22 protein-coding genes are annotated in these 21055 nt (G+C 36.1%); 3 read left to right on the top strand and 19 right to left on the bottom strand.

The genetic code is table 11. The features are described 5' to 3' along the window. Positions 1–137: 137 nt before the first annotated feature. The gene (locus tag BU038_RS08760) at positions 138–1205 is read right to left on the bottom strand and encodes a metal ABC transporter solute-binding protein, Zn/Mn family (protein ID WP_199219703.1); all 1068 of its coding nucleotides are present in this window, start codon (positions 1203–1205) and stop codon (positions 138–140) included. Positions 1206–1550: 345 nt separating this feature from the next. On the opposite strand from BU038_RS08760, the gene BU038_RS08755 reads away from it, so the two are divergent. Continuing rightward, on the top strand, positions 1551–1832 hold the full coding sequence (locus BU038_RS08755) for a GNAT family N-acetyltransferase (RefSeq protein WP_107605709.1): 282 nt from the start codon (positions 1551–1553) through the stop codon (positions 1830–1832). Between the two features lie 70 nt (positions 1833–1902). Here the strand turns inward: BU038_RS08755 and BU038_RS08750 are convergent, their stop codons facing one another. From BU038_RS08750 to BU038_RS08715, 9 genes are all read right to left on the bottom strand, one after another. Next, the gene (locus BU038_RS08750) at positions 1903–3684 is read right to left on the bottom strand and encodes an ABC transporter ATP-binding protein (RefSeq protein WP_199219702.1); all 1782 of its coding nucleotides are present in this window, start codon (positions 3682–3684) and stop codon (positions 1903–1905) included. Then, positions 3677–5464, bottom strand: coding sequence for an ABC transporter ATP-binding protein (locus tag BU038_RS08745; protein WP_107605708.1), 1788 nt, complete (start codon positions 5462–5464; stop codon positions 3677–3679). Before BU038_RS08745 ends, BU038_RS08750 begins: the two co-directional genes overlap by 8 nt. Before the next feature lie 46 nt (positions 5465–5510). Beyond that, positions 5511–6506 carry a D-2-hydroxyacid dehydrogenase gene (locus BU038_RS08740; protein ID WP_107605707.1) on the bottom strand — a complete coding sequence of 332 codons (996 nt, stop codon included), beginning with the start codon at positions 6504–6506 and terminating at the stop codon, positions 5511–5513. Positions 6507–6654: 148 nt separating this feature from the next. After that, positions 6655–7326 carry an NAD(P)H-dependent oxidoreductase gene (locus BU038_RS08735; RefSeq protein WP_107605706.1) on the bottom strand — a complete coding sequence of 224 codons (672 nt, stop codon included), beginning with the start codon at positions 7324–7326 and terminating at the stop codon, positions 6655–6657. 79 nt (positions 7327–7405) lie between these two features. Then, positions 7406–7939, bottom strand: a complete 534-nt coding sequence (locus BU038_RS08730; RefSeq protein WP_107605705.1) for an NAD(P)H-dependent oxidoreductase — start codon at positions 7937–7939, stop codon at positions 7406–7408. Positions 7940–8015: 76 nt separating this feature from the next. Beyond that, positions 8016–8192 (bottom strand): hypothetical protein, encoded by a 177-nt coding sequence (locus BU038_RS12490; RefSeq protein ID WP_182676041.1) that lies wholly within the window; start codon positions 8190–8192, stop codon positions 8016–8018. 176 nt (positions 8193–8368) lie between these two features. Continuing rightward, a complete protein-coding gene (gene sdaAA, locus BU038_RS08725; RefSeq protein WP_107605704.1) occupies positions 8369–9259 on the bottom strand; it encodes an L-serine ammonia-lyase, iron-sulfur-dependent, subunit alpha in 891 nt (296 codons plus the stop codon). Positions 9260–9272: 13 nt separating this feature from the next. Further along, a complete protein-coding gene (gene sdaAB / locus BU038_RS08720; protein WP_107605703.1) occupies positions 9273–9950 on the bottom strand; it encodes an L-serine ammonia-lyase, iron-sulfur-dependent subunit beta in 678 nt (225 codons plus the stop codon). Positions 9951–9993: 43 nt separating this feature from the next. Then, positions 9994–11037 carry a PTS sugar transporter subunit IIC gene (locus BU038_RS08715; protein WP_107605702.1) on the bottom strand — a complete coding sequence of 348 codons (1044 nt, stop codon included), beginning with the start codon at positions 11035–11037 and terminating at the stop codon, positions 9994–9996. Between the two features lie 747 nt (positions 11038–11784). Here BU038_RS08715 and BU038_RS08710 point away from each other — a divergent pair. After that, positions 11785–12363, top strand: coding sequence for a hypothetical protein (locus BU038_RS08710; protein WP_107605701.1), 579 nt, complete (start codon positions 11785–11787; stop codon positions 12361–12363). A gap of 104 nt (positions 12364–12467) precedes the next feature. Here BU038_RS08710 and BU038_RS08705 read toward each other — a convergent pair whose 3' ends face one another. Further along, positions 12468–13502 carry a LacI family DNA-binding transcriptional regulator gene (locus BU038_RS08705; RefSeq protein WP_107605700.1) on the bottom strand — a complete coding sequence of 345 codons (1035 nt, stop codon included), beginning with the start codon at positions 13500–13502 and terminating at the stop codon, positions 12468–12470. Positions 13503–13554: 52 nt separating this feature from the next. Beyond that, on the bottom strand, positions 13555–14322 hold the full coding sequence (locus BU038_RS08700; RefSeq protein WP_107605699.1) for an alpha/beta hydrolase: 768 nt from the start codon (positions 14320–14322) through the stop codon (positions 13555–13557). 228 nt (positions 14323–14550) lie between these two features. Between BU038_RS08700 and BU038_RS08695 the strand changes: the two genes are divergently transcribed. Then, the gene (locus BU038_RS08695) at positions 14551–15537 is read left to right on the top strand and encodes a HoxN/HupN/NixA family nickel/cobalt transporter (protein ID WP_241963164.1); all 987 of its coding nucleotides are present in this window, start codon (positions 14551–14553) and stop codon (positions 15535–15537) included. A 98-nt stretch (positions 15538–15635) separates the two neighbouring features. Here BU038_RS08695 and BU038_RS08690 read toward each other — a convergent pair whose 3' ends face one another. From BU038_RS08690 to BU038_RS08660, 7 genes are all read right to left on the bottom strand, one after another. Continuing rightward, positions 15636–15962: a branched-chain amino acid transporter permease gene (locus BU038_RS08690; RefSeq protein ID WP_107605697.1), complete on the bottom strand. Its 327-nt coding sequence runs from the start codon at positions 15960–15962 to the stop codon at positions 15636–15638. A gap of 1 nt (position 15963) precedes the next feature. After that, entirely contained in the window at positions 15964–16668 is a 705-nt protein-coding gene (locus tag BU038_RS08685; protein WP_107605696.1) for an AzlC family ABC transporter permease, read from the bottom strand. 71 nt (positions 16669–16739) lie between these two features. Next, positions 16740–17138 (bottom strand): acyl-CoA thioesterase, encoded by a 399-nt coding sequence (locus BU038_RS08680; RefSeq protein WP_107605695.1) that lies wholly within the window; start codon positions 17136–17138, stop codon positions 16740–16742. Positions 17139–17210: 72 nt separating this feature from the next. After that, a complete protein-coding gene (locus BU038_RS08675; protein WP_107605694.1) occupies positions 17211–17771 on the bottom strand; it encodes a GNAT family N-acetyltransferase in 561 nt (186 codons plus the stop codon). Between the two features lie 155 nt (positions 17772–17926). Further along, positions 17927–19669: a pyruvate oxidase gene (locus tag BU038_RS08670; protein WP_107605693.1), complete on the bottom strand. Its 1743-nt coding sequence runs from the start codon at positions 19667–19669 to the stop codon at positions 17927–17929. 106 nt (positions 19670–19775) lie between these two features. Then, entirely contained in the window at positions 19776–20462 is a 687-nt protein-coding gene (locus BU038_RS08665) for an LrgB family protein (RefSeq protein ID WP_107605692.1), read from the bottom strand. Next, the gene (locus BU038_RS08660; RefSeq protein WP_107605691.1) at positions 20459–20845 is read right to left on the bottom strand and encodes a CidA/LrgA family protein; all 387 of its coding nucleotides are present in this window, start codon (positions 20843–20845) and stop codon (positions 20459–20461) included. Before BU038_RS08660 ends, BU038_RS08665 begins: the two co-directional genes overlap by 4 nt. Positions 20846–21055: the final 210 nt, after the last annotated feature.

Genomic DNA, 21055 nt, shown 5'->3' with positions numbered 1-21055 from the left:
GTATAATTATTATACTTACTTTGTTAAAATCATTATACCACTAGTATAATTTTTATACCAGTATTTTGTTTCACATACATAAAAAAAATACGCACTTCCGATTTAACCGGAAATGCGTATCTTAAACGTTCATCAAATTAGCTGTCTAAAGCTTTTTTCAATGATTCGATGTTTTTCTTCATCAATGATTGATAAGTAACATCTTTATCTTTTGATTCATCTTTTGTTAAGACTGATAAGTTGTGGAATGGTAATGGTTTTGTATCCGTTTCTTTTCTGATGATGTCTGTCACTTTTGAAGTGATGTTTTGTTCGTATAATACATAAGGTTGTTTTTCTTTCTTGATATCAGAAACGATAGCCATTAATTCTTTTTGAGTTGGTTCGTCGTTGTTCATACCGTTAATACCTTCTTGTTTGAAGTCATAACGTTTAGCTAAGTAAGCTAATGAATCGTGAGAAATAATCACTTTGTCACGTTTTTTGTTTTTAGAAACGTCTTTTAATTCTTTATCTACATCTGAGATGTCTTGAACTAATTTTTTATAGTTCTTTTCGTAGTAATCTTTGTGATCAGGGTCTTTTTTCACAAATTCATCTTTGATTTCTTTCGCAAATGTTTTATCTGCTACTGGATCTAACCAAATATGCGTATCGTATTTACCATGGTCATGATGGTGTTCTTCACCGTGTTCTTCGTGGTCGCCATGTTCTTCGTGATTTCCGTGTTCTTCATGATCGCCGTGCTCATGGTGTTCACCTTCTTCGTGGTCACCATGTTCATGCTCATGTTCTTCACCAGAAATAACCACATTTTTATCTAAGCCTTTTGTTAACTCAAGCACTTTCTTGTTGTCTTTAATTGTTTTCGCAATTTTGCCCGCTGCTGGGTCCATTTCTTTGTCTGTATAAATAAATAAGTCGCCTTTAGAAATGTTCATAACTTCTTTTTGTGTTGGTTCAAAACTATGTAAGTCTGTACCTGGTGGGTAAATTGATTTTACATCTGCATATTTACCGCCGATTTGATCCGCAAAACTTTGGAATGCGAATACAGTTGTGTTAACTTTCATCTTATTGCTTTCGCTGTACTTAGCATCTTTACTGTCTTTATTACCGCTGTCTTTGCTGCTGTCGCCATTACCGCAAGCTGCTAATACAACTGTTAAGACTAAAGATAACATTATGAAAAGTGTCTTTTTCATCTTAAAAGGTCCCTCCAAATCGTAATCATTATGTTTTAAACTATACCCTTAAATACACTAAATTGCAATGGTATTCATGAAATCTTTTAGATTCTCAGAATTCTGAAATTTTCAACCTAATATTTTATAACTATAAAACAGTTAGGTTCACTATTTATATACACATTAAAGAGAAAAGTACTCTTTTTTATTTGTCTTTAATTAGTTTGTAAATTTATAAATATAAGAAAACGCTTACATTTAAGAAAACATATAATTTTGGTAATTACCCTTGTTTCCAACCCGCTTTGTTTTGTACCATTTAGGGTAGGAGTTAAAACTAAATAGATAAAGGGGATTATGACTATGACAGATTTAAAACAAGGCGACCATAAATTCTTTATTGGGGAAGAAAGTGCGCCGAGCGCCATTATCGAATTCAGAGATGAGCAGGAAAATGTGATTGATATTTTCCACACTGCTGTCAGTGATGAATTAGGCGGCCAAGGTATTGGGACAAAACTTGTTGAAAAAGTAGTAGACTATGCGAATGTGAATCAACTTAAAATTACTGCGAGCTGTTCATTCGCAAGACGAGTGATTGAACAATTCCCAGAGTTTAAATTATTCTTAGCTGGTAAGGAATAACACTTACATAAACTAAAGAGAAGCACCTAAAGCTCAAACGGCTTTAGGTGCTTCTTGCGTTATTATTCTTTTATCCATTTTGAAGCAAGTACATATTATAATAAATACCTTTTTGCGCAAGTAATTCTTCATGAGTACCACGTTCAACAATCTCACCTTGGTTTAACACTAAAATTTGATTCGCATCTTGAATCGTAGACAAACGATGGGCAATTGCGAGCGTTGTACGTCCTTTACGCATATCTTTTAACGAATTTTGGATTTGTTCTTCTGTTTCAGAATCAATAAAAGCAGTGGCTTCATCTAAAATAAGAATTTTAGGGTCGATTGCCATCGTTCTCGCAAAGGCGATTAATTGACGTTCACCACTAGAGAAGGCACTACCCTTCTCTATTACTTTATGTTCATACTGATCTGGCAGTTGCTCAATAAAGCGATCTGCATGCACAAATTCTGCGGCAGCTTTTGCTTGTTCAAATGTCATTGTCGGGTGATATAAACGAATATTAGATAAGACTGTTCCATAGAAAATAAATGGATCTTGCAGAACTAATCCTACTTTTCGTTTCAATTCTTGTTTTGGAATCGTTTTGATGGATTGACCATCAATTAATATTTCACCTTGATTAAACTCATAAAAGCGCATAAACAAATTGATAATCGTACTTTTGCCAGAACCTGTGTGACCTACAAGTGCTATTGTTTCACCAGGATTTGCTGTGAATGTAATGTGTTTCAATACATTATGCTTTCCATCATAACTGAAAGTGACATCTTTAAATTCAATTTTACCATCAGTAATATGGTGATCTGCGATTTCATTTTGTTGAGGTTCTAACGTGTCATTATCTAATAACGCGAATACACGATTCGCTGCGACAATGGCTTGTTGAAAAATATTCAAGTTTTGACTGACTTGGTTAATCGGTTCAAAAAAGCGTTGCATATATTGTACAAACGCATAAACAACCCCTGCAGTGACAGTCGAAGAAAAACTTAGTAATCCGAAATAACTTAAAATCATCACTGTCGCAAAGATACTTAACATACCGATGGCCGGACGTAATAATAAGCCGTCTAACCGAATGGTTTTCAAGTTATATTGATAGTGTTCTTCATTGATTTCATCAAACTCTTTTTGGAGTCTGCGTTCTTGATTAAAGACTTGAATCATACGGATACCTTCAATAGATTCCGCTAATTTCGCATTCAAATCAGACAATCGTTGACGGGCTTGCGCAAAGAATATGGATGCATATTTACGATATAAAGCTAAAATAATGATAATAATCGGCATAAAACATAAAGCCATTAACGCAAGTCTGACATCTAAGATAAACATCATGATAAAACTTGAAATGACTGTAAACAACGCCATCATAAATGATGAGAATACGCCGACAAACATGTTGACGATAGCTTCTGTGTCATTCGTTAATCGTGACACAATACTGCCGCTTGGCACCTCATCAAAATACTTCATGCCGAGTTCGCCCATTTTATCAAATGCATCGATACGTAATTGCTGAATAATTTTAAAGGCGAAGTTCTGGAACATATAAATATTGATGTAGGTTGTTATCGCACCAATTAACTCTATACCGATAAAAATAACAATCATCCAAATGATTTCTTGTTGTGGAAAGTGTCTTGGCGTTAAGTAATCATCAATAAACACTTTCACAATGTAAGGTACTGCCACTCCTGCTGCTGTGGAAATTCCAAGCATGACAAAGGCAGCTAAAATCAACCATTTAAACGGGAAGGTATAACGAATCAAGCGCATTAAAGTATGCCATTGATCACGCGCAGTGAGTTGATTATCATAATGCACTTTTTGTCTTCTAGCCATGATAATCCTCCTCCCCTTCGTGTGCTGCTTCATCTAACTTTTTAGTTAATTGGTCACGTAGTTGTTGTGATTGGTAGGTCTTCGCATACCAACCTTGATTTTGCATCAATTGATCATGAGTTCCTTGTTCAGCCACTGTACCTTCATCCATCACAATAATTAAATCCGCATGACTGACCGCACTCATACGATGTGCTGTAATAATATTCGTTTTGCCTTGTCTTTGGTTTCTCATATTATTAAGGATATGTTCTTCTGTATCCGCGTCAACCGCTGACAAGGAATCATCAAACATCAAAACAGGAGGATCTGAAATGACTGCACGCGCAATAGAAACACGTTGTTTTTGACCTCCTGATAAAGAGACACCGCGTTCTCCAACAATAGTGTCATAACCTTGAGGGAAGTTTAAGATATCATGATGTACATAGCTCATTTCAGCCGCTTGTTGAATGTGTTGTTCTGTACTATTCGGTGCGGCAAAAGCTATATTTTCTCTGATGGTTGTAGAGAATAAAAAGTTGTCTTGCGGAACATAACCAAACATCGCGCGTAAATGTTGGATTTCATAATCACGAATTGGAATACCGCCATACGTAATATCTTCAGGACGTTGTGTATCAAACTCACGTACTAACAATCGTAATAACGTACTTTTTCCTGAACTTGTGCGTCCTACAATACCGACTGTCATACCTTCTTCAACAGTGAAATGAACATCTCTTAATGCAGGATGTTCACTGCCTGGGAAAGTAAAAGATTCAATTTGATAAGTGATGGGCCCTGATGGATAGCCGTTCACTTTATAAGTCAAATCAATCTCGTTCGGTGTATCTAAAATAGCGCTAATTCTTTCATACGATGCGTGACCTCTCTGAATGATATTAAAGAAGAAGCCTAATGCGAGTAACGGCCATACTAACATACCCAGGTATGTGGTAGCGGTAATTAATTGACCTAACGTAATCGTATTGTTAAAAATCATAAATGTCCCGAACACTAATGCTAGAAAGTAACTTGTACCAATGACTAACATAATAGTTGGACTGAATAAGGCATCAATTTGCGCAACCTTCAGGTTCTTTTTTACTACATCATCGCTGATTGTTTTAAAGTCCTTTTGGTCGCTTTTTTCATACCCCATTGTCTTGGTTACTTTAATACCAGCGATACTTTCTTGTGTCTTGTCATTTAAACGACTGAATGCAGCTTGTGCTTTTTTAAAGCCTTTGCTCATCAAGCGACCATAATAACTCGTTAATAAGACTAATACAGGTAAAGGCAACATAATAATCAATGTTAATTTCCAATTGATGGTTAATGCCATTGTAATTAAAATTGACGTTCCTGTAATTAAAGAGTCGCCAATCATTAAAACGCCTGGACCTGCGGCACCTTGAACAGCGTTAATATCATTCGTCGCATGGGCCATCAAGTCACCTGTTCGTCGTCTTTGGAAGAAGGACGGACTCATAGAAGTATATTTTTCATACAACCGATTACGTAAAATTTTCCCTAATTTATTACTGGTTCCAAAAATCAGAACACGCCAAGAGTAGCGTAAAACATATATCATCACTGCCGCAAAAGCGAGAATCAGCATATAAGTCAGTAACTGTGTTCCCGTTAAGCGATCAGCCGCGATTGCATCAATCGTCTTACCGATGATTTGTGGCGGAATTAGCTGAAATAATGCGATAAAGAGTAATACTAGCAGCCCGCCTATATACTTCATCTTCTCTTGTTTAAAGAACCAACGTAAATGTATAAACACTTTCATCTCAGCACTTCCCCCTTTCTTTTATCTATTTGTTATAAACAACACTTTAATTAACTCTCGTTTGCGCATCTCCTGTTTCAAGTACTTCCATTGTACTATTCAATCCGCCTTCAGCCAGATTTTTTACCGCTTCATGCGTAAAGAATGCGATATGTGGAGAAGCTAACACATCATCACGTTCAATCAACTCTAATAAAGTTTTATCTTGAACCTCTTGGTTAGAAAAATCTCTACGGAAGTATTGCGCTTCATTTTCATACGTATCGATTACAGCACCCGCTACTTTACCACGGTTCAATGCATCTAGCAAAGCTTGTGTCTCAACGACCATACCGCGTGCGCAATTGACAAAGATAACCCCCTCTTTCAATTGATCAAATGTTGTTTGGTTAAACATGTGATACGTATCTTTATTTCCCGGGACATGAAGTGAAACGATATCCGCTTGAGCAATTGCTTCTTCAAGTGAATCTTTAAATTCAACAATATCTTCTAATTCTGGTTTATTTTCGATATCATAACCAACGACTTTACAACCGAAATTCGAGAATAATTGTGCAGAAATACTGCCAATACGTCCTACACCGATAATTGCGACAGTTAAATCTTTAACCGGACGTGAAATTAACAGTGCATCCCAAACGAAGTTATGGTTTTCCATACGTTGTTTAATCAACGGTAACTGTCTCACAAAATACAACGCACCTGTAACCGCATATTCAGCAATAGAACTCGGTGAATAGCTTGGCACTGTTGTGATGATTAAATGATGTGCTTTGGCTTTCTCTAAGTCATACATATCAAACCCCGCACTGCGTTGTGCGATTTGTTTAATACCATAGCTTTCTAATGTGCTATAAATCTCAGGATTAAATGGGCCATTGTGAGATAGAGACAAGCCATCATACCCTTTTACTTGTTCAATATTATCCATTGTCAAAGGACTGCTTTCATAATCCACTTCCACTTGGTGTTCTGCTGCCCAATTTTTAATTGCGTCAATTTCATAAGGTGCGACATCAAACATTTTTATTCTTACCATCTTCATAACTCCCTTTAATATGTATTACATCTTCTTTAATCATGAATATAGGTAATATTATAGCATTGAAACAAAGCTAAGAAACACAAGATTCAGACAATTAAAACAAAAAGACTCAAGCTGTTAAGCTCAAGTCTTTTACCAATTACTATTCAATCCATTCGATAACGTCTTCATATGCTTGACGTGTTTTGGCACGTTTCGGATCTTCTTCACGGTAACCGAAAGCAACCATAACAGAAGGTAAGAACTCATCTTCATTGATAATACCTTCATCAGAAAGCAATTGTGTGACTTCTTTCATACCAAAACCTTCAATTGGACAAGAATCTACACCTAAAAGTGCGGCAACTGACATCATATTACCTAATGCGATATATGTTTGTTTACTTGCCCAGTCCCATAATGAACGTTCACTTTCATATAAGTTCAAGCTATCGTTTTGGAACATTTCGTAACGTTTATTCATATCTTCTAATACATCGTCTGGTACATTTTTAATTTCTTTCATAATATGTGTTAGATATTTTGTACCCGGACGTACATTTTTACGAGCTAATAAAATCACAAAGTGTGAGGCTGTATCTAATTGACCTTGTGCACCCCATGATACTTTTTTTAATTTTTGACGTAAGTCCTCATTTTGAACGACTAAAAAACGCCACGGTTCTGCACCAATTGAACTTGGTGAAAGACGACCAGATTCAATGATGGTATGGAAGTCTTCTGCACTTACTTTTTTGTCTGGATTAAAACGTTTTGTCGCATGTCTAAAATTAAATGCTTGTAAAATTTGATTGCGTATTGCTTGTTGTTCCATTACTATTTCGCTCCTCATCTTATGTAGTCACCTATAGTATAGTGAACCTACTAAGGAGTCTAAAGGAAAATGCTTGTGCTTACTGTTTTTGAAGTCGTTCAACAAATGAGATATATTCATCAGCATTTTCTGCGAGTGTCGCAAAATTATCGATATCATCTGTTTGATAGATCGCATGAACGCCAAAGAAATGACCACCAACTAAATTAACAACACCTTTTAATGGATTACAAATTTCATCAATTGTATACCCTATCGGTCCATCTTCTTTATAATGTGCTTGCGGTTGGCCGCATGAGATGGCTAATGCGAAATATTTTCCTTTTAAAGCATCACCGCCATCAAACGCAAAACCATGTGTATAAACTTCATCAAACCATTGTTGTAAAAGCGGCGGATAACTCATCCAAAACATTGGATATTGAAAGATAATGTGATCATGTTTTTGTAGTAAATCTTGTTCATACTCAACATCAATATTTCCATCTGGATAAGTTTGGTATAAGTCATGTACCGTCACTAAATCAGAACGGTCTTCTAATGTTTTCTTCCATACTTGATTGACGTCGCCTTCTTGAATATCAGGATGTGCAATAATAACTAATGTAGACATGATAATCCTTCCTTTCATTCAAAAATAAAAATGAGATGTACCCCGAAGTCATCTCATTTTTTGTCGTACTATTTAGTTATTCCCCTTTGGTCTCCATCATTAACTTTGTGTAATAGAATAAGAATACAATAATCATACTGATTGACATTGATTTCAACAGATTGTTCATCGTCGTGCCGATATCTGTCAGGTAAAACGTTATGGCTGAGTTAATGAAGAACGCAATAAAAATGTATAGTAATCTTGTTATCATATCCCATCATCCCCTTTTGACTAGTTTACCCATAAAAGATACAAATTGCAATATGTATTTTGAATTTTGTGACAACTTTAAAATTTATAAATAAAAACACGCAACCTTTTTCAGGTTACGTGTTTCATGAATTTATCAATTTAACTTTTAATGAAATTTACATATTCATCAGGCAATTATGATTTAACTTGTGAGTCACCGAAGATTTTACGTTTGATTGCTTCACCTGTCGGAGTACCTGCTAAACCGCCAAGTCCAGTTTCACGTAATTCAGCTGGTAAGTTACGTCCAACTTTATCCATTGCTTCAATTACTTCATCTACTGGAATACGGCTTTCCACGCCAGCTAATGCTAAGTCAGCTGAGATTAATGCGTTACCTGAACCGATTGCGTTACGCATTACACATGGAATTTCTACTAAACCAGCAACTGGGTCACAAACTAGACCAAGTAAGTTACTGATTGCGATAGCCATTGCTTGACCTGAAGCTTCTGGTTTACCGCCGAATGTTTCAACTGCAGCTGCTGCAGCAATAGCTGATGCTGAACCAACTTCAGCTTGGCAACCGCCTGTTGCGCCAGCAACACTTGCGTTGTTTGCTACAACACGGCCGAAGATTGCTGCTGTGAATAAGAAGTCTACCATTTGATCTTCAGTTAAGCCATGTGTTTTTTCTAATTTGAATAGTGTACCTGGAATTGTACCGGAGGAACCAGCTGTTGGAGTAGCACAAATGATACCCATTGCTGCGTTCACTTCGTTTGTCGCAACTGCACCCATAACGGCACTCATCATTTCATTACCTGAAAGTGCATGGTTGTTTTCGTTATAGTTTTTAATTTTAATTGCGTCTTGACCAGTATACCCTGTTACACTTTTAACGCCTTCGCCAGTTGTCCCTTTTTCAACTGCGTCGCGCATTACTTGTAAGTTTTGTCTCATTTGTTCACGGATTTCATCACGTGACATCCCACTTAATTCTTTCTCTTCTTCAATCATAATTTCTGAGAATTTCATATCATGTTTATTCGCATAATCTATGATCTCTTTAATTGAATCAAACATACATTACACCTCTTTATTTTATATATGCAAAGTTTAAGTCGCTATATTTCTCTCTTAAATCGCTAAGTGCTTCTTCTGGTAAGGCTTTGTTTAAGTGTAAAGCCATTAAACAGCCATCTGGATTAATCGTTTTGATTTCTTCGTTGATGTCTGCACCGTGTTCGATTAAATCATTGATTAAATGGTTGATTGTCGCATTGTCAGTTGGTCCGTCGATTTCTAATAATGGTAAGCCATGGTTCATTAGAATACATTGGCCATTGACATTAATGCTTTTGATTTTGATAGTACCGCCACCGATTGAGATTCCGTTCAATTCGATGTGACGATCACCTTGTTTTGCTTTGATTAATGCACAGTTAGGATGCTCTCCTAAACTTCTTCCCGTTTCTTCGATGAAACGAACATCGATACCGTCGTTTTTAGCAATGTTTACTGCATCGCTGATACGTTCATCGAATGTGCTGTATCCAAGTAAGCCACCAATGATTGCTACGTCTGTACCGTGTCCTAAGTGAGTTTGTGCGAATGATTCATAGTAATGAACCTCAATATCTTCCGGTTCTCCTTGAAGTACCATTCTTGCTGCGTTACCGATTTTAACTGCTCCTGCAGTGTGTGAACTTGATGGTCCCATCATAACTGGACCGATTATATCAAATGCGCTTTGGTAATCATGTTTACGTGCCATAGCGTATTGTCATCTCCTTAATCTCTTTATAAGAAATGGTTAATTAGTTTGCTTTTGACGGTTCTGCTTTGCCTTCTGGTAATTTATCTGAAAGTTTCTTGAAGTTGATTTTGCTCATAATTTTACCTAAAATCCAACCAAGAATAATCGCTGTCACAATTACAGCTGCGATTGTAATAAGTGATGGAATTGGTTTGTTAAATCCAAACAATACAATTGCACCAGCTATTGGTGTTGCCATTCCCGTTACATTAATTACTAAACCTGCAATCGTAACAATTGTCGCTGTAAACATTCCGACAATGGCGTTTGCGCCATAGAGTTGAATCGGATATTTTGCGATTGTGTCGATTTGTGTCAGTGGCTCTACAGCAACTGCGAATGCTTTACCTAAGCCGCCAATTTTAAGCGCTCTGAACATCATAAAGTTAACAAATGATGAACCTGTAGTTGTTAATGCACCGATAGCCATCGGAACACCTGTTAAACCAAGTAAACTTGTTAATACCATAGAACTTAATGGCGTCATACCTACCACCGGAATGATTAAGCCTAAAATAATTGCTAATGCGAAAGGATTATTGTCACCAACTGCTGTAATCGCACCACCGATTTGTCTTAACACAGCCATTACTCCTGGTGAAATTAATCCGCCGATTCCGAATGCTAATGCCGGAGCGACTAAGATTACGACAATTAAGTCTAAGCCTTCTGGTACTTTTTTCTCGATCAATTTAATTAAGAAGCTTACTAAGTAAGCAGCGATAAATGCCGGTAATAATTTTTGATCATGTAAAACTAAACCAATGATAACTGCGAAGACTGGAGAGATACCCAATTTCAAACCAGTTAAAATACCTACTGCAATACCACTTAAGCTTCCTGCTAAGTCTCCAATTCTTTGGAAGAATTCCAAGTGGAACACGCCACCGATTGCATAACTTAAGAATGCTTGCGGTAAAAATGTTGCACATGCTGCACCTGAAAGTGCTTGTAGCCCCTGTTTACCATAAGGAGCAAATTTTAAGAATAACGACATTGCTAGAAGGACTAGCAACAACGTCCCAGTTCCCAAAATAATATCCATGCCAAATGACCTCTTTTCCTACTATATATTTAATTTTCCTACCACCGACATCATACTACCTTTGATAAAGCGTTTTCAATAGCTTTTGCAAACATTTTGTGAACAAATTACGAATAATTTCACAAACTCTTTATTATGACTATTATTACTCTTTAATTTTGATTATAAATAGTAATTTTAATCATAATAGATATAAAGTTGTCACAATTAGTTTAAACGATTGAAACTATTATAAACACTTACCGTTAATAAAAATAATCTTGCTAACCCTAAAACAACATTAAAAGACTCCCTTTAGACTTTTATTGTTATTTGTCTATACAAATTATTTTCCATTAGCAACTATAACACTTTAGTAAATAAGTTTAAACCAACAAATTCGGGTGATTTTATCGGGTAAAAGACTAAAATGCTTGATACCGTAGGATTTTGGGCTATTTAATACATTAAAAAGTTCTAATATACTGAAAATTTACGAAGTTTATCTTTTTTTAAACTCAATTTTAAGTTAGCTTAATATTGCTATGCCATGCTTAAAGTGAAGAAATTGATGATCATGATAAATCGTTGCGGAAAGCAATATATCCCATAACGCCGTACACCAGAAATCTATCTCTCACATATCCGCAAGCATCAATCAATTTTCTTCGTTGTCGTTTTGTCTGTTTCATCCGACAGTCTATACATCATACTCATAACACCATGGATGACATGACACTTTCATTTTGAAATAGGAGTGTTGTTTTCATGCCGATGAAGTTAAGTAAAAAGAAAAGCTTGCTTCATGTTTCTACATTAGCTTTAAGCGGTTTACTATTCTTTAATATGCCTGGAGTGATGAATGCTGCTGAAAGTCATGATAACGCAAACGAACAGTCCGCTGAATTATCCGCTTTGGTCGAAAATACTCATACTGCTCAATCACCTGAAACATTTATTTCTACATCGCATCCAACTGATGTGGCTCAAGCTGCTGATGTTGAACCCGATCCTTCCCTTGCAGAAAATGTTTCAAAGACAAATGTCACAGATGCAGAAAGAAATCGTAAAGAAGCAGATACTGAGCCCACAACCTCAGAAGCAACAGCGGAACAAACCTATGCGCATCAAGCATCAGCAACAACTTCAAAAAGTGAAGATGCAAGCTCACACCATCAGGGTGAAACCGCATCATACGCTGACTTGCCAGAAACAGGACACGTTGACCATCCAGAATCGGGTGCTGTCATAGCCATTATTATGAGTATCGTTGTCTCCACTATTGTACTTATTCATGTTTGCAGACAAAATGCACGTAAAGTTGTCCCAAGTCGAGATGACGTTTGATTGAAAAAACCCTAGTATATCATTTCTAAAATCCCAAAAAACAGACTTAGAAACCTGTCTTTTCTCCCTTTCTTTAAGACATTGTTTCTAAGCCTGTTTATTTTTTATTCATTTTCGGATAAGTGAGAACTTGAATCTCTCACATTTAACTGTGCCATCAACCAATCAGATTGAATTTGTTCACTTTCTCCTCCAAAAAATTGTTTCAAGCGTGCAAAAATTGATGCGCCAATGGCTTCAGCATCAATGCCTGCTGCTGTGAGTGATGGATAATGTGCTTTATTCCAACTATTCTCTTCTAAAGTGACAATCGCAACATCTTCAGGTACTTTTAATTCACTTGTTTTAAGTGCTTGTAAAATACCTGACAACATAGCATGGTTCGAAGCAATCAAAGCAGTCGGATGATTTGGTTGTGCAAAGAGTTGCTGCGCTGTATCATAGCCATATTTTTCGGTTGCTTTTAAACTTAAATCTGTATATTGATATGAGATTAAACGTTCATCCATTTGTTGTTCAAAATCTTCTAAGGCTGTTTTATATCCCATTCTTGTATCAGCTGTTGCGCTTGAAGCTGGATTACCTAAAATCAATGCGATAGATTGATGCTTTTGTTTCAGTAAATGCTCTACAGCTTGATAGGCTGTATCCTCATGATTTAATCCAATATAAGGAATCTCTTCATCCTCAATCTGATTATCAATAATCACCATTGGAATATCTCTCCAACGTTTTGAGATACGCATTTGTGCTGAAACTGGAGAAACAATAATACCGTCTACTTGCTGAGAAACAAACCAATCAATCAGTTCATCTTGACGTTGAGCTTGCTCATTAGACGCCATCGCAATAATTCGAATAGATTCAGAACCTTGTTGATGTTCAATCGCATCAATGACAGAGGCATAATACGCATCGTGTCTTGGAATAATAAATGCGATGGTTTTAACACTTTCTCCACGCAATGATTGAATATATCGACTTGGTTCATAACCTAACATTTCTAACGCTTCCACTACGCGTGCACGTGCTTGGTCATTTGAAACATGTTTTTTATCTTCTAATATTTGATTGACTGTCGCAATGGACAAGCCAGAAATTCTCGCAATATCATGTAAGGTCGGTTGTGTTTTCTTCATTTTCTTTCAAACTCCTTGAATCAGTTGAATTGTTGTTTATTCTTGTTGTCTGTCACTTATCTATATTCTCCATAGATAATTCAAAATCTAACCAATTTACAATATCTGATAATAACATACCGCGGTATGAACTTACATTTAATAACTCATGATCTAATCCATCATAAATTCTTAATGATTTATGTGTTGTTTTAGCTTCTTTGAAGAATTGTATCGCATCATCAGAACTTACTATACGGTCACTGCCGCCATGCATTATTAATACTTTATCTTCAAACTTAGAAAATTGGATATTCATATCTCGAACCGCTTCTCTGAACGCTTTAATTCTTTTATGTTTCTCTATATCTGCTTCTCCATCCTGATTTTCTATCTCCGCTGAATGATCTACGACATCATCACGAAAAACGGGTTGTCCCGTTGGAGACAAACCACCTGCCGAAATATAACCATTCACCGCATGCGGATAACGTATACCGAATAATGTCGCTATTGTACCACCTACACCATGTCCTAAAATAAATATTTTACCTGTCAATTGGGCTTTGACATAATCTACCACGGCTTTTAAATCTTCAATGACAATATCTACATGCTCATAAAGGTTTTTATCGCCTGGTGTTTTACCATGACCTCTTTGATCATAACGAATAACATTATAGTCATATTCATTAAAAATTGAAGCCACACCATCATAGTCATCTAATTCTTCTGATAATCCTTGTACGATAATCAAGTTAGCCATTGGCTGCTCACCTAACGTGATTTTACTGTAGAGATTCACATCATCAAATGATGAAATATAATCAATATCTGACACAGATAAAACCTCTCTTTCACTAAATGTCCTTATTTTCACTTACCCTATGCAGATTGAAAATCACTTTTTCAATAAAATAGAAACGCTGTCTCTTAGTTATTTACTTAGTCGTTCTTTCGTATTAAAATAATAGAGTTCTTTCATAGTTAATTTATTTGATTGACTAACTCATAAAAATATAGAAAGCAGATGACGCTATTGCACATCAAGACAACTCATATCAAAGATATGCTTCCTTATTTATTCGTGATTATATTATTACACCTTATAGGTGTTACTTGTTTATGGATTGGTGCACATTCACACCCTATTTTATTCGGAATGGGTATCTTAGCATACACACTAGGTTTACGTCATGCATTTGATGCCGATCATATTGCTGCGATTGATAATACTGTACGTAAACTTATGCAAGAAAAGCAAAATCCAACAGGTGTTGGTTTTTATTTTTCAATTGGACACTCCAGTGTTGTTTTCATCATGGCACTATTATTAGGTATTTCCGTGTCATGGGCACAACAACAAATGCCAGTGTTTCAAGCTGTCGGCGGAATAATCGGTACTATGGTTTCTGGTCTTTTTCTATTAATAATCGGGATTTTGAATTTAATTATTTTAGTATCATTGATTCGTCTGTTTATGCGCTTGCGCTTTGAACATGTTTCTGATGATGAACTCAATCAATTATTAGCATCAAGAGGCCTTATCCAACGATTTGTAGGTCCTTATTTTAAATTCATCAACAGAAGTTGGCATGTTTTGCCATTAGGTTTTCTATTTGGATTAGGCTTTGATACTGCGAGTGAAATTGCTTTGCTTGCATTATCATCCGGTGCTGCTCAGCAGTCACTTCCTTTTACTGGCATTATCGCACTACCGTTATTGTTCGCAGCAGGCATGAGTTTATTAGATACACTAGATGGCGCACTCATGAAATCTGCGTATCACTGGGCATTTCTGAAACCAGTCCGTAAAATCTATTACAATATCACTATTACTGCCATCTCCGTTATTGCCGCACTGATAATCGGTACTGTAGAAATACTCCAGATGATTGGTGAACGCTTTAAATTACACAGTCCTTTTTGGGATGATATCGCATCACTTGAGTTTAATCATTTAGGTTATCTGCTCGTTGGTGTGTTCTTATTGTTTTGGTTAGTATCTGTGATTATTTGGAAACTTAACCACTTTGAAGAGCAGCAATTACGATAGGATTCAAATACTTTCTCATCATAACAAATCTGTTCTCCCCATCTAAAATAATACAATCCTTACATGATACTTTAAAACTGTCATGTGAGGATTGTTTTTTAAAATATAAATTGAACTAATATCATATAGACAATGGTACCGCCTGCAATCGAAATCAACATATTACGTTTAATCACATGTAAAATAATAATCACTACAATCGCAATCAACTCTGGCAGCCCATGATTGCCAGTTAAGATAGGCGTTTTACGTAAGGCATAAACAACTAGGAAACCAAATACTGCAGCAGGCAGTACAGCTCCTAAGTATTGCACAAACTTCGGTGTTTCTTTGTCTTTAGAAAAGATTAAAAACGGCAAGAAGCGTGTCAACATCGTTCCGATTACAACGACCGCAATGGTTAAAATTTGTTGGGTTAATGTCATACTAAGCCACGCCCTTTCTTGCGAAGTAACCTCTAAGTATTGTCAAAGCAATCACAATCAAAATCATTGAAGGCAAAATAAATTGATTCGGTCCAAAAATCACAAGACAGATAATCGGTATGGCGAGTCCAATTAATGAGCTGACATGATTCTTTTCTTTCAGCCAAGACTCAAGGAATATAACTACGAAGAGCGCGACCATCACAAAGTCTAAACCTTTAGTGTCAAACTTAATAAAGACACCAAATAAACTTCCAATCGTAGTACCGAAGAACCAATAAAATTGATTTAATAGCGTGACATAGAACATAAATAATGTCTTGTCGACATTTTTAGGTACATTCGCCATATTATTAATTACAAAAGTTTCATCACACATACCAAAAATTAAATACGGCTTGTATTTTCCAGTACCTTTGAAACGATCTAACATGGAAATACCATAAAATAAGTGTCTGGAATTCAACATGAGCGTCAATACAAAAACACTGACTGGATTAAATGGCGCTAATAATAAACTTCCGGCCACAAATTCCATTGAACCAGCAAAAATCAATAAACTCATTAACATCGCATAAATTGGCGGAAAACCTAATGAATGCATATAAATACCATAAGCAATGCCGATAAATGAAAAGCCCGCAAAAATGGGAATTGTTTGAGGAAATGCTGCTTTTAAAGCTTTTAAATGTGGATGTTCAGTCATGACTATCAATCCTCTTTCTATGTATATGAAAATCTTCGAAAAACATTTATTTTTCGAAGATTGAGTGGAATCTATAAAATCCTGAATGCATCAGGTACAGGTACTACTTTTTGTTCAACAATATGATAGAACCCGCCATACTGCATACCTTGACAATGAATTTGATCACCGGTACTGATTTCAAATTCAAATACCCATTTTAAACGACTGATTTTCGTTAACCAGCATCTTCCCACGGGTTTGTCATGAATTGTAAGTGGTATCTTATAATCAATTTCAGTATGCATCAGTATAGGTGAAATGTTTTGTTTCAACATTTCTGAAGGGGTCAAATGCTTATTTACAAATATAGTTCTTAAATCTTCAAACCAGCGCACATAGACAATATTGCTGACGATTCCCATCGCATCAATATCGTAGCCGTTTACTTCAATGTCTGTTTCTGCTACTAATTTACGTTCACTCAACACTGACAACTCCTATCTTTCTTAATGTCATCAGTATATCAATCTTTTTATAAAGTTGATAAGGGTTATCTTAATTTACAATGAAGTTTGTGTGTTAAATTCATGTTTCAATGAAGCATATCTATGAAAATCTTCAAATTGTCCTCGTTCATATGATTCATCCTTATCCGTGCCAACGAAACGGAAGTCTGCACGCTCAGCGACTTTTTGACTTGCTTTGTTTTTAGTGTTGATGTGCAGCGACAACTTATTTAAATTCAAAGTATTGAATGCGAAATCACAGATTTTATGTAGGCAACGGGCAATGATCCCTAAACCATTATATTTACTCTGTAACATATATCCAATAAATGCTTTTTTATTTTCTAAATCAATCTGGTGTATATCAATGGTGCCCACTACTTGATCTTGATAGTAAATCACAAAGAGACGATGTTCACCTGCAGCCTGTTTTTTCAACATTAACTTAATAAAGTTGAGTTCATCTTCCACCGTTAAGGTATGATCAACGAACGGTAAATAGGTTGAAAGAAATGCTCTATCTTGTTCAATCACTTGAAATAAAGATTCAGCCATGAATGTTTCAGGTTGTGCTAACTTTATGTCTTCATCTACTGGAAAATATAAAAAGTCCATATGTCTCGCCTACTTTCACTCTATGCAATTTTTCATGAATATCTAGAGTATAGTGGAGTTGACAGAATATTTCAATATCAATTTAAAGTAAAAAAGACGAGTAATGCAAAATGCACTACTCGTCGAAATTGAGTATTCAGTTTGTTTCTCAGAAATTATAAGAAACGTTTAGCTGCTACTGAAAGTGGTGGGATTTCATCAAGATCTAATTTTTTATCTTCAGTAATAGATCTGTATGCCCATTTAGCATAGTTGATTGCTTCATCCGGTACGATTTTACCTGGAAGTGGTGCAGCATTCGGATCAACATGTACGTTTACGATTGTTGGTCTGTTTTCATTTAATGCAGCTTCTACGACAGTATCGATGTCTGCTGGATCTTCTAATGTGTAGCCAGCACCGCCGCATGCTTCAGCGAATTTAGCAACATCCATGTCTGAGAAGTCGATCGCATATTCTAATTCACCAGCTGCTTGTTGTTCGTATTTGATGAACGCTAATTGTTTGTTGTTCAATACGAAGATAACCATTGGCATGTTATATTGAACAGCCATTGCGAAGTCTTGCATTACCATTTGGAAAGCACCGTCACCAGCGATACCGATAACTTGACGGTTAGGGAATGCTACGTTAGATGCGATTGCACCTGGTAACGCACAACCCATTGTACCTAACCAGCTTGAGATAATGAATTCGTTGCTTGGTTTAAGGCTTAGGTAACGTGTTGACCATACTGTTGAAGTACCAACATCAATTGAGAATACAGCGTCATTGTCTGCTTCTCTGTTGATTGCTTGCATTAAGTGTTCTGGACGGATTGGATAAGAATCATTGTTAAGGTCTTTTTCCATCCATTCTTTCCAAGTTGCCATGTTATCTAATGCTTCTTTTAAGAATTTACGGTTTTTAACTGGTTTAACAAGGTCTGTTAATTCAGTTAATGCGATTTTAGCGTCTCCGATAATTCCAGCATTAACTTTGAAACGGTGACCGATTGCACTTGGATCAATATCGATTTGAACTGCTTTGATATTTTTCTTAGGAAGGTAATCAACGTATGGATAGTTAGTACCTACCATGATTAATAAGTCGGCATTTTGCATTGCTTGGTATGCAGGTTTTGTACCGATTTTACCAATGTTGCCTAAGTTGTATGGGTGATCATCTGGAATGATTGTTTTAGCTGGTAAAGTGATGATAGTAGGGATTTGTGCTTTATTGATTAAAGCTTCTACTTCAGGTCCAGCATGTTTTGCACCAGTACCCATTAACAATACAGGTTTTTTAGCTTTATTGATTAATTTTGCAGCTTTTTTAATTTTAGCTGTGTTTGGTGCTGGGATTGTTGGGCGTTTTTTGTTTACAACTTTGTTAGTTGTATCTTTAACTTTGTTAGTTAATAAGTTGTTAGGCAAGATTAAAGTTGCCACACCTTTTTTCTCGTAAGCTGTTTTAATAGCTTCGTTTACGATACCAAAGATATCATCATCTTTTTCTGAGATTTGACGGTTATATACTGAAACATCTTCACATAATGATAATAAGTTTGTTTCTTGGAAAGCTTTAGTACCAAGTAAGTTACTGTTAGATTGACCTACTAACACTAATTGAGGTACTCCGTCCATTTTAGCGTCATACATACCGTTTAATAAGTGAATCGCACCTGGACCACCGATTGCTAATGATACGCCGATTTTACCAGTAAGTTTTGTGTAAGCTGAAGCTGCTAAGCTTCCTACTTCTTCATGACGAACATGATAGAATTTAATTTGTTCACTTACTGTACGTAAACTATCAACTACAGCGTCGATAGAGTCCCCTGGGATACCATATAAGTGATCAATATCCCATTGTAGTAAAGCTTCTACAAGTGCTTGATTTGCTTTAATTTTTGCCATTTTAAAAATAGCCCCTTTCTATTCATTAAAAAAGTAACTGTATTCAAACTACCCTTTAGTTAGTGTTTGATGCGTCGTTATGCAACTGTGTCTATATATTCAAATGCTAATAAAAAAGAATGATCAGAATTGGTAATAGCACTGAGCTGATTACTGCAGTCAGAATCATACCGATTGAACTGAATGCACCTGATTCTAAATCTAATTCTAAGGCTTTTGCTGTTCCGAACGCATGTGACGCATTTCCAAATGCAAGCCCTTTTGCAATGGAAGTTCTGAAATTCCCCATACGTAACAGCCACGAGCCAAGCATACTGCCGATTAAACCAGTGGTAATAATAAATAATACTGTAATTGTATCTGCACCGCCCATTTGGTGAGATACTTGAATACCAACCGCTGCTGTGATGGAACGCGGCAATAATGTGACAATTTCCTCTTTATTGAAGCCTAAAATCTTCAACGACGAGTAAACTAACACAAAATTGAGTAATACGCCAGTCAATACGCTTGTAAAAATAATATTGAAGTTCTCAAATATTTTATGGCGATTGATATAGAGCGGATAAGCTAAGCAAACAACCGTACAGCTTAGCAAATAATTAATCAAATGGCCGCCTGCCATATAAGAACTATAATTCTGACGGAACAATAGTAACACGATTATAATTCCGATTGAAGCAACTAAGGCTGGGTTTAGAAATGGGCTAGGAAATCTCTTGTGCAGCTTCTTAGCCGCAAGATACATAACCACTGTCAGTATTATCATTATGATGTCTTTTAAAATAATCATGATGTGTGACTCCCCTTACCACAATGGCGTCTTCTGGCCATCTTCTCAGCAATTAGCCCAGAGACGTAAGCGACAGCTATTGTTCCGAGAATGATGACGCCGAAGAACACAATAAAGTTGAGGTGTATGTCACCTATGATATCCATTACACCAACGACGGAAGGGATAAAGAAAAAAACCATCGTTGTTAACAAGAAGTTGGAACCCGCTTCGACCCATTTGACAGGTATAATTTTAAATTGTAATAGTAGGAAAAAGAGTCCTAGGCCGACGATACTTCCAGCTAATGGAATATGCAAAAGGTGCTGAAGGGTGTTGCCTAAATACGTGATGCCCATAATCAAGATAATTTGGAAGATAATCTTTAAAACCTTCGATGTCATAAGCTAACACCTTTCTTTAAAAATAAGCGTATAAATGGTCATTTCCAAATCGATTCTGGTGTCTGAATCTAGTGTCCATCACTATTTATACACATTCTTTTGACTTACATTCCTTATTCTATGACAATTCTGTGTATAATAAAAATATCGATTTTAGATAGTACCTATTACTTTTTTCTCTGAAAACGGTAACATCGATTACTTTTTCTT

It is taken from the genome of Staphylococcus simulans (assembly GCF_003043455.1).
In the GTDB taxonomy this organism is placed as follows: domain Bacteria; phylum Bacillota; class Bacilli; order Staphylococcales; family Staphylococcaceae; genus Staphylococcus; species Staphylococcus simulans_A.
This window is presented reverse-complemented; position numbering and strand designations above follow the sequence as displayed.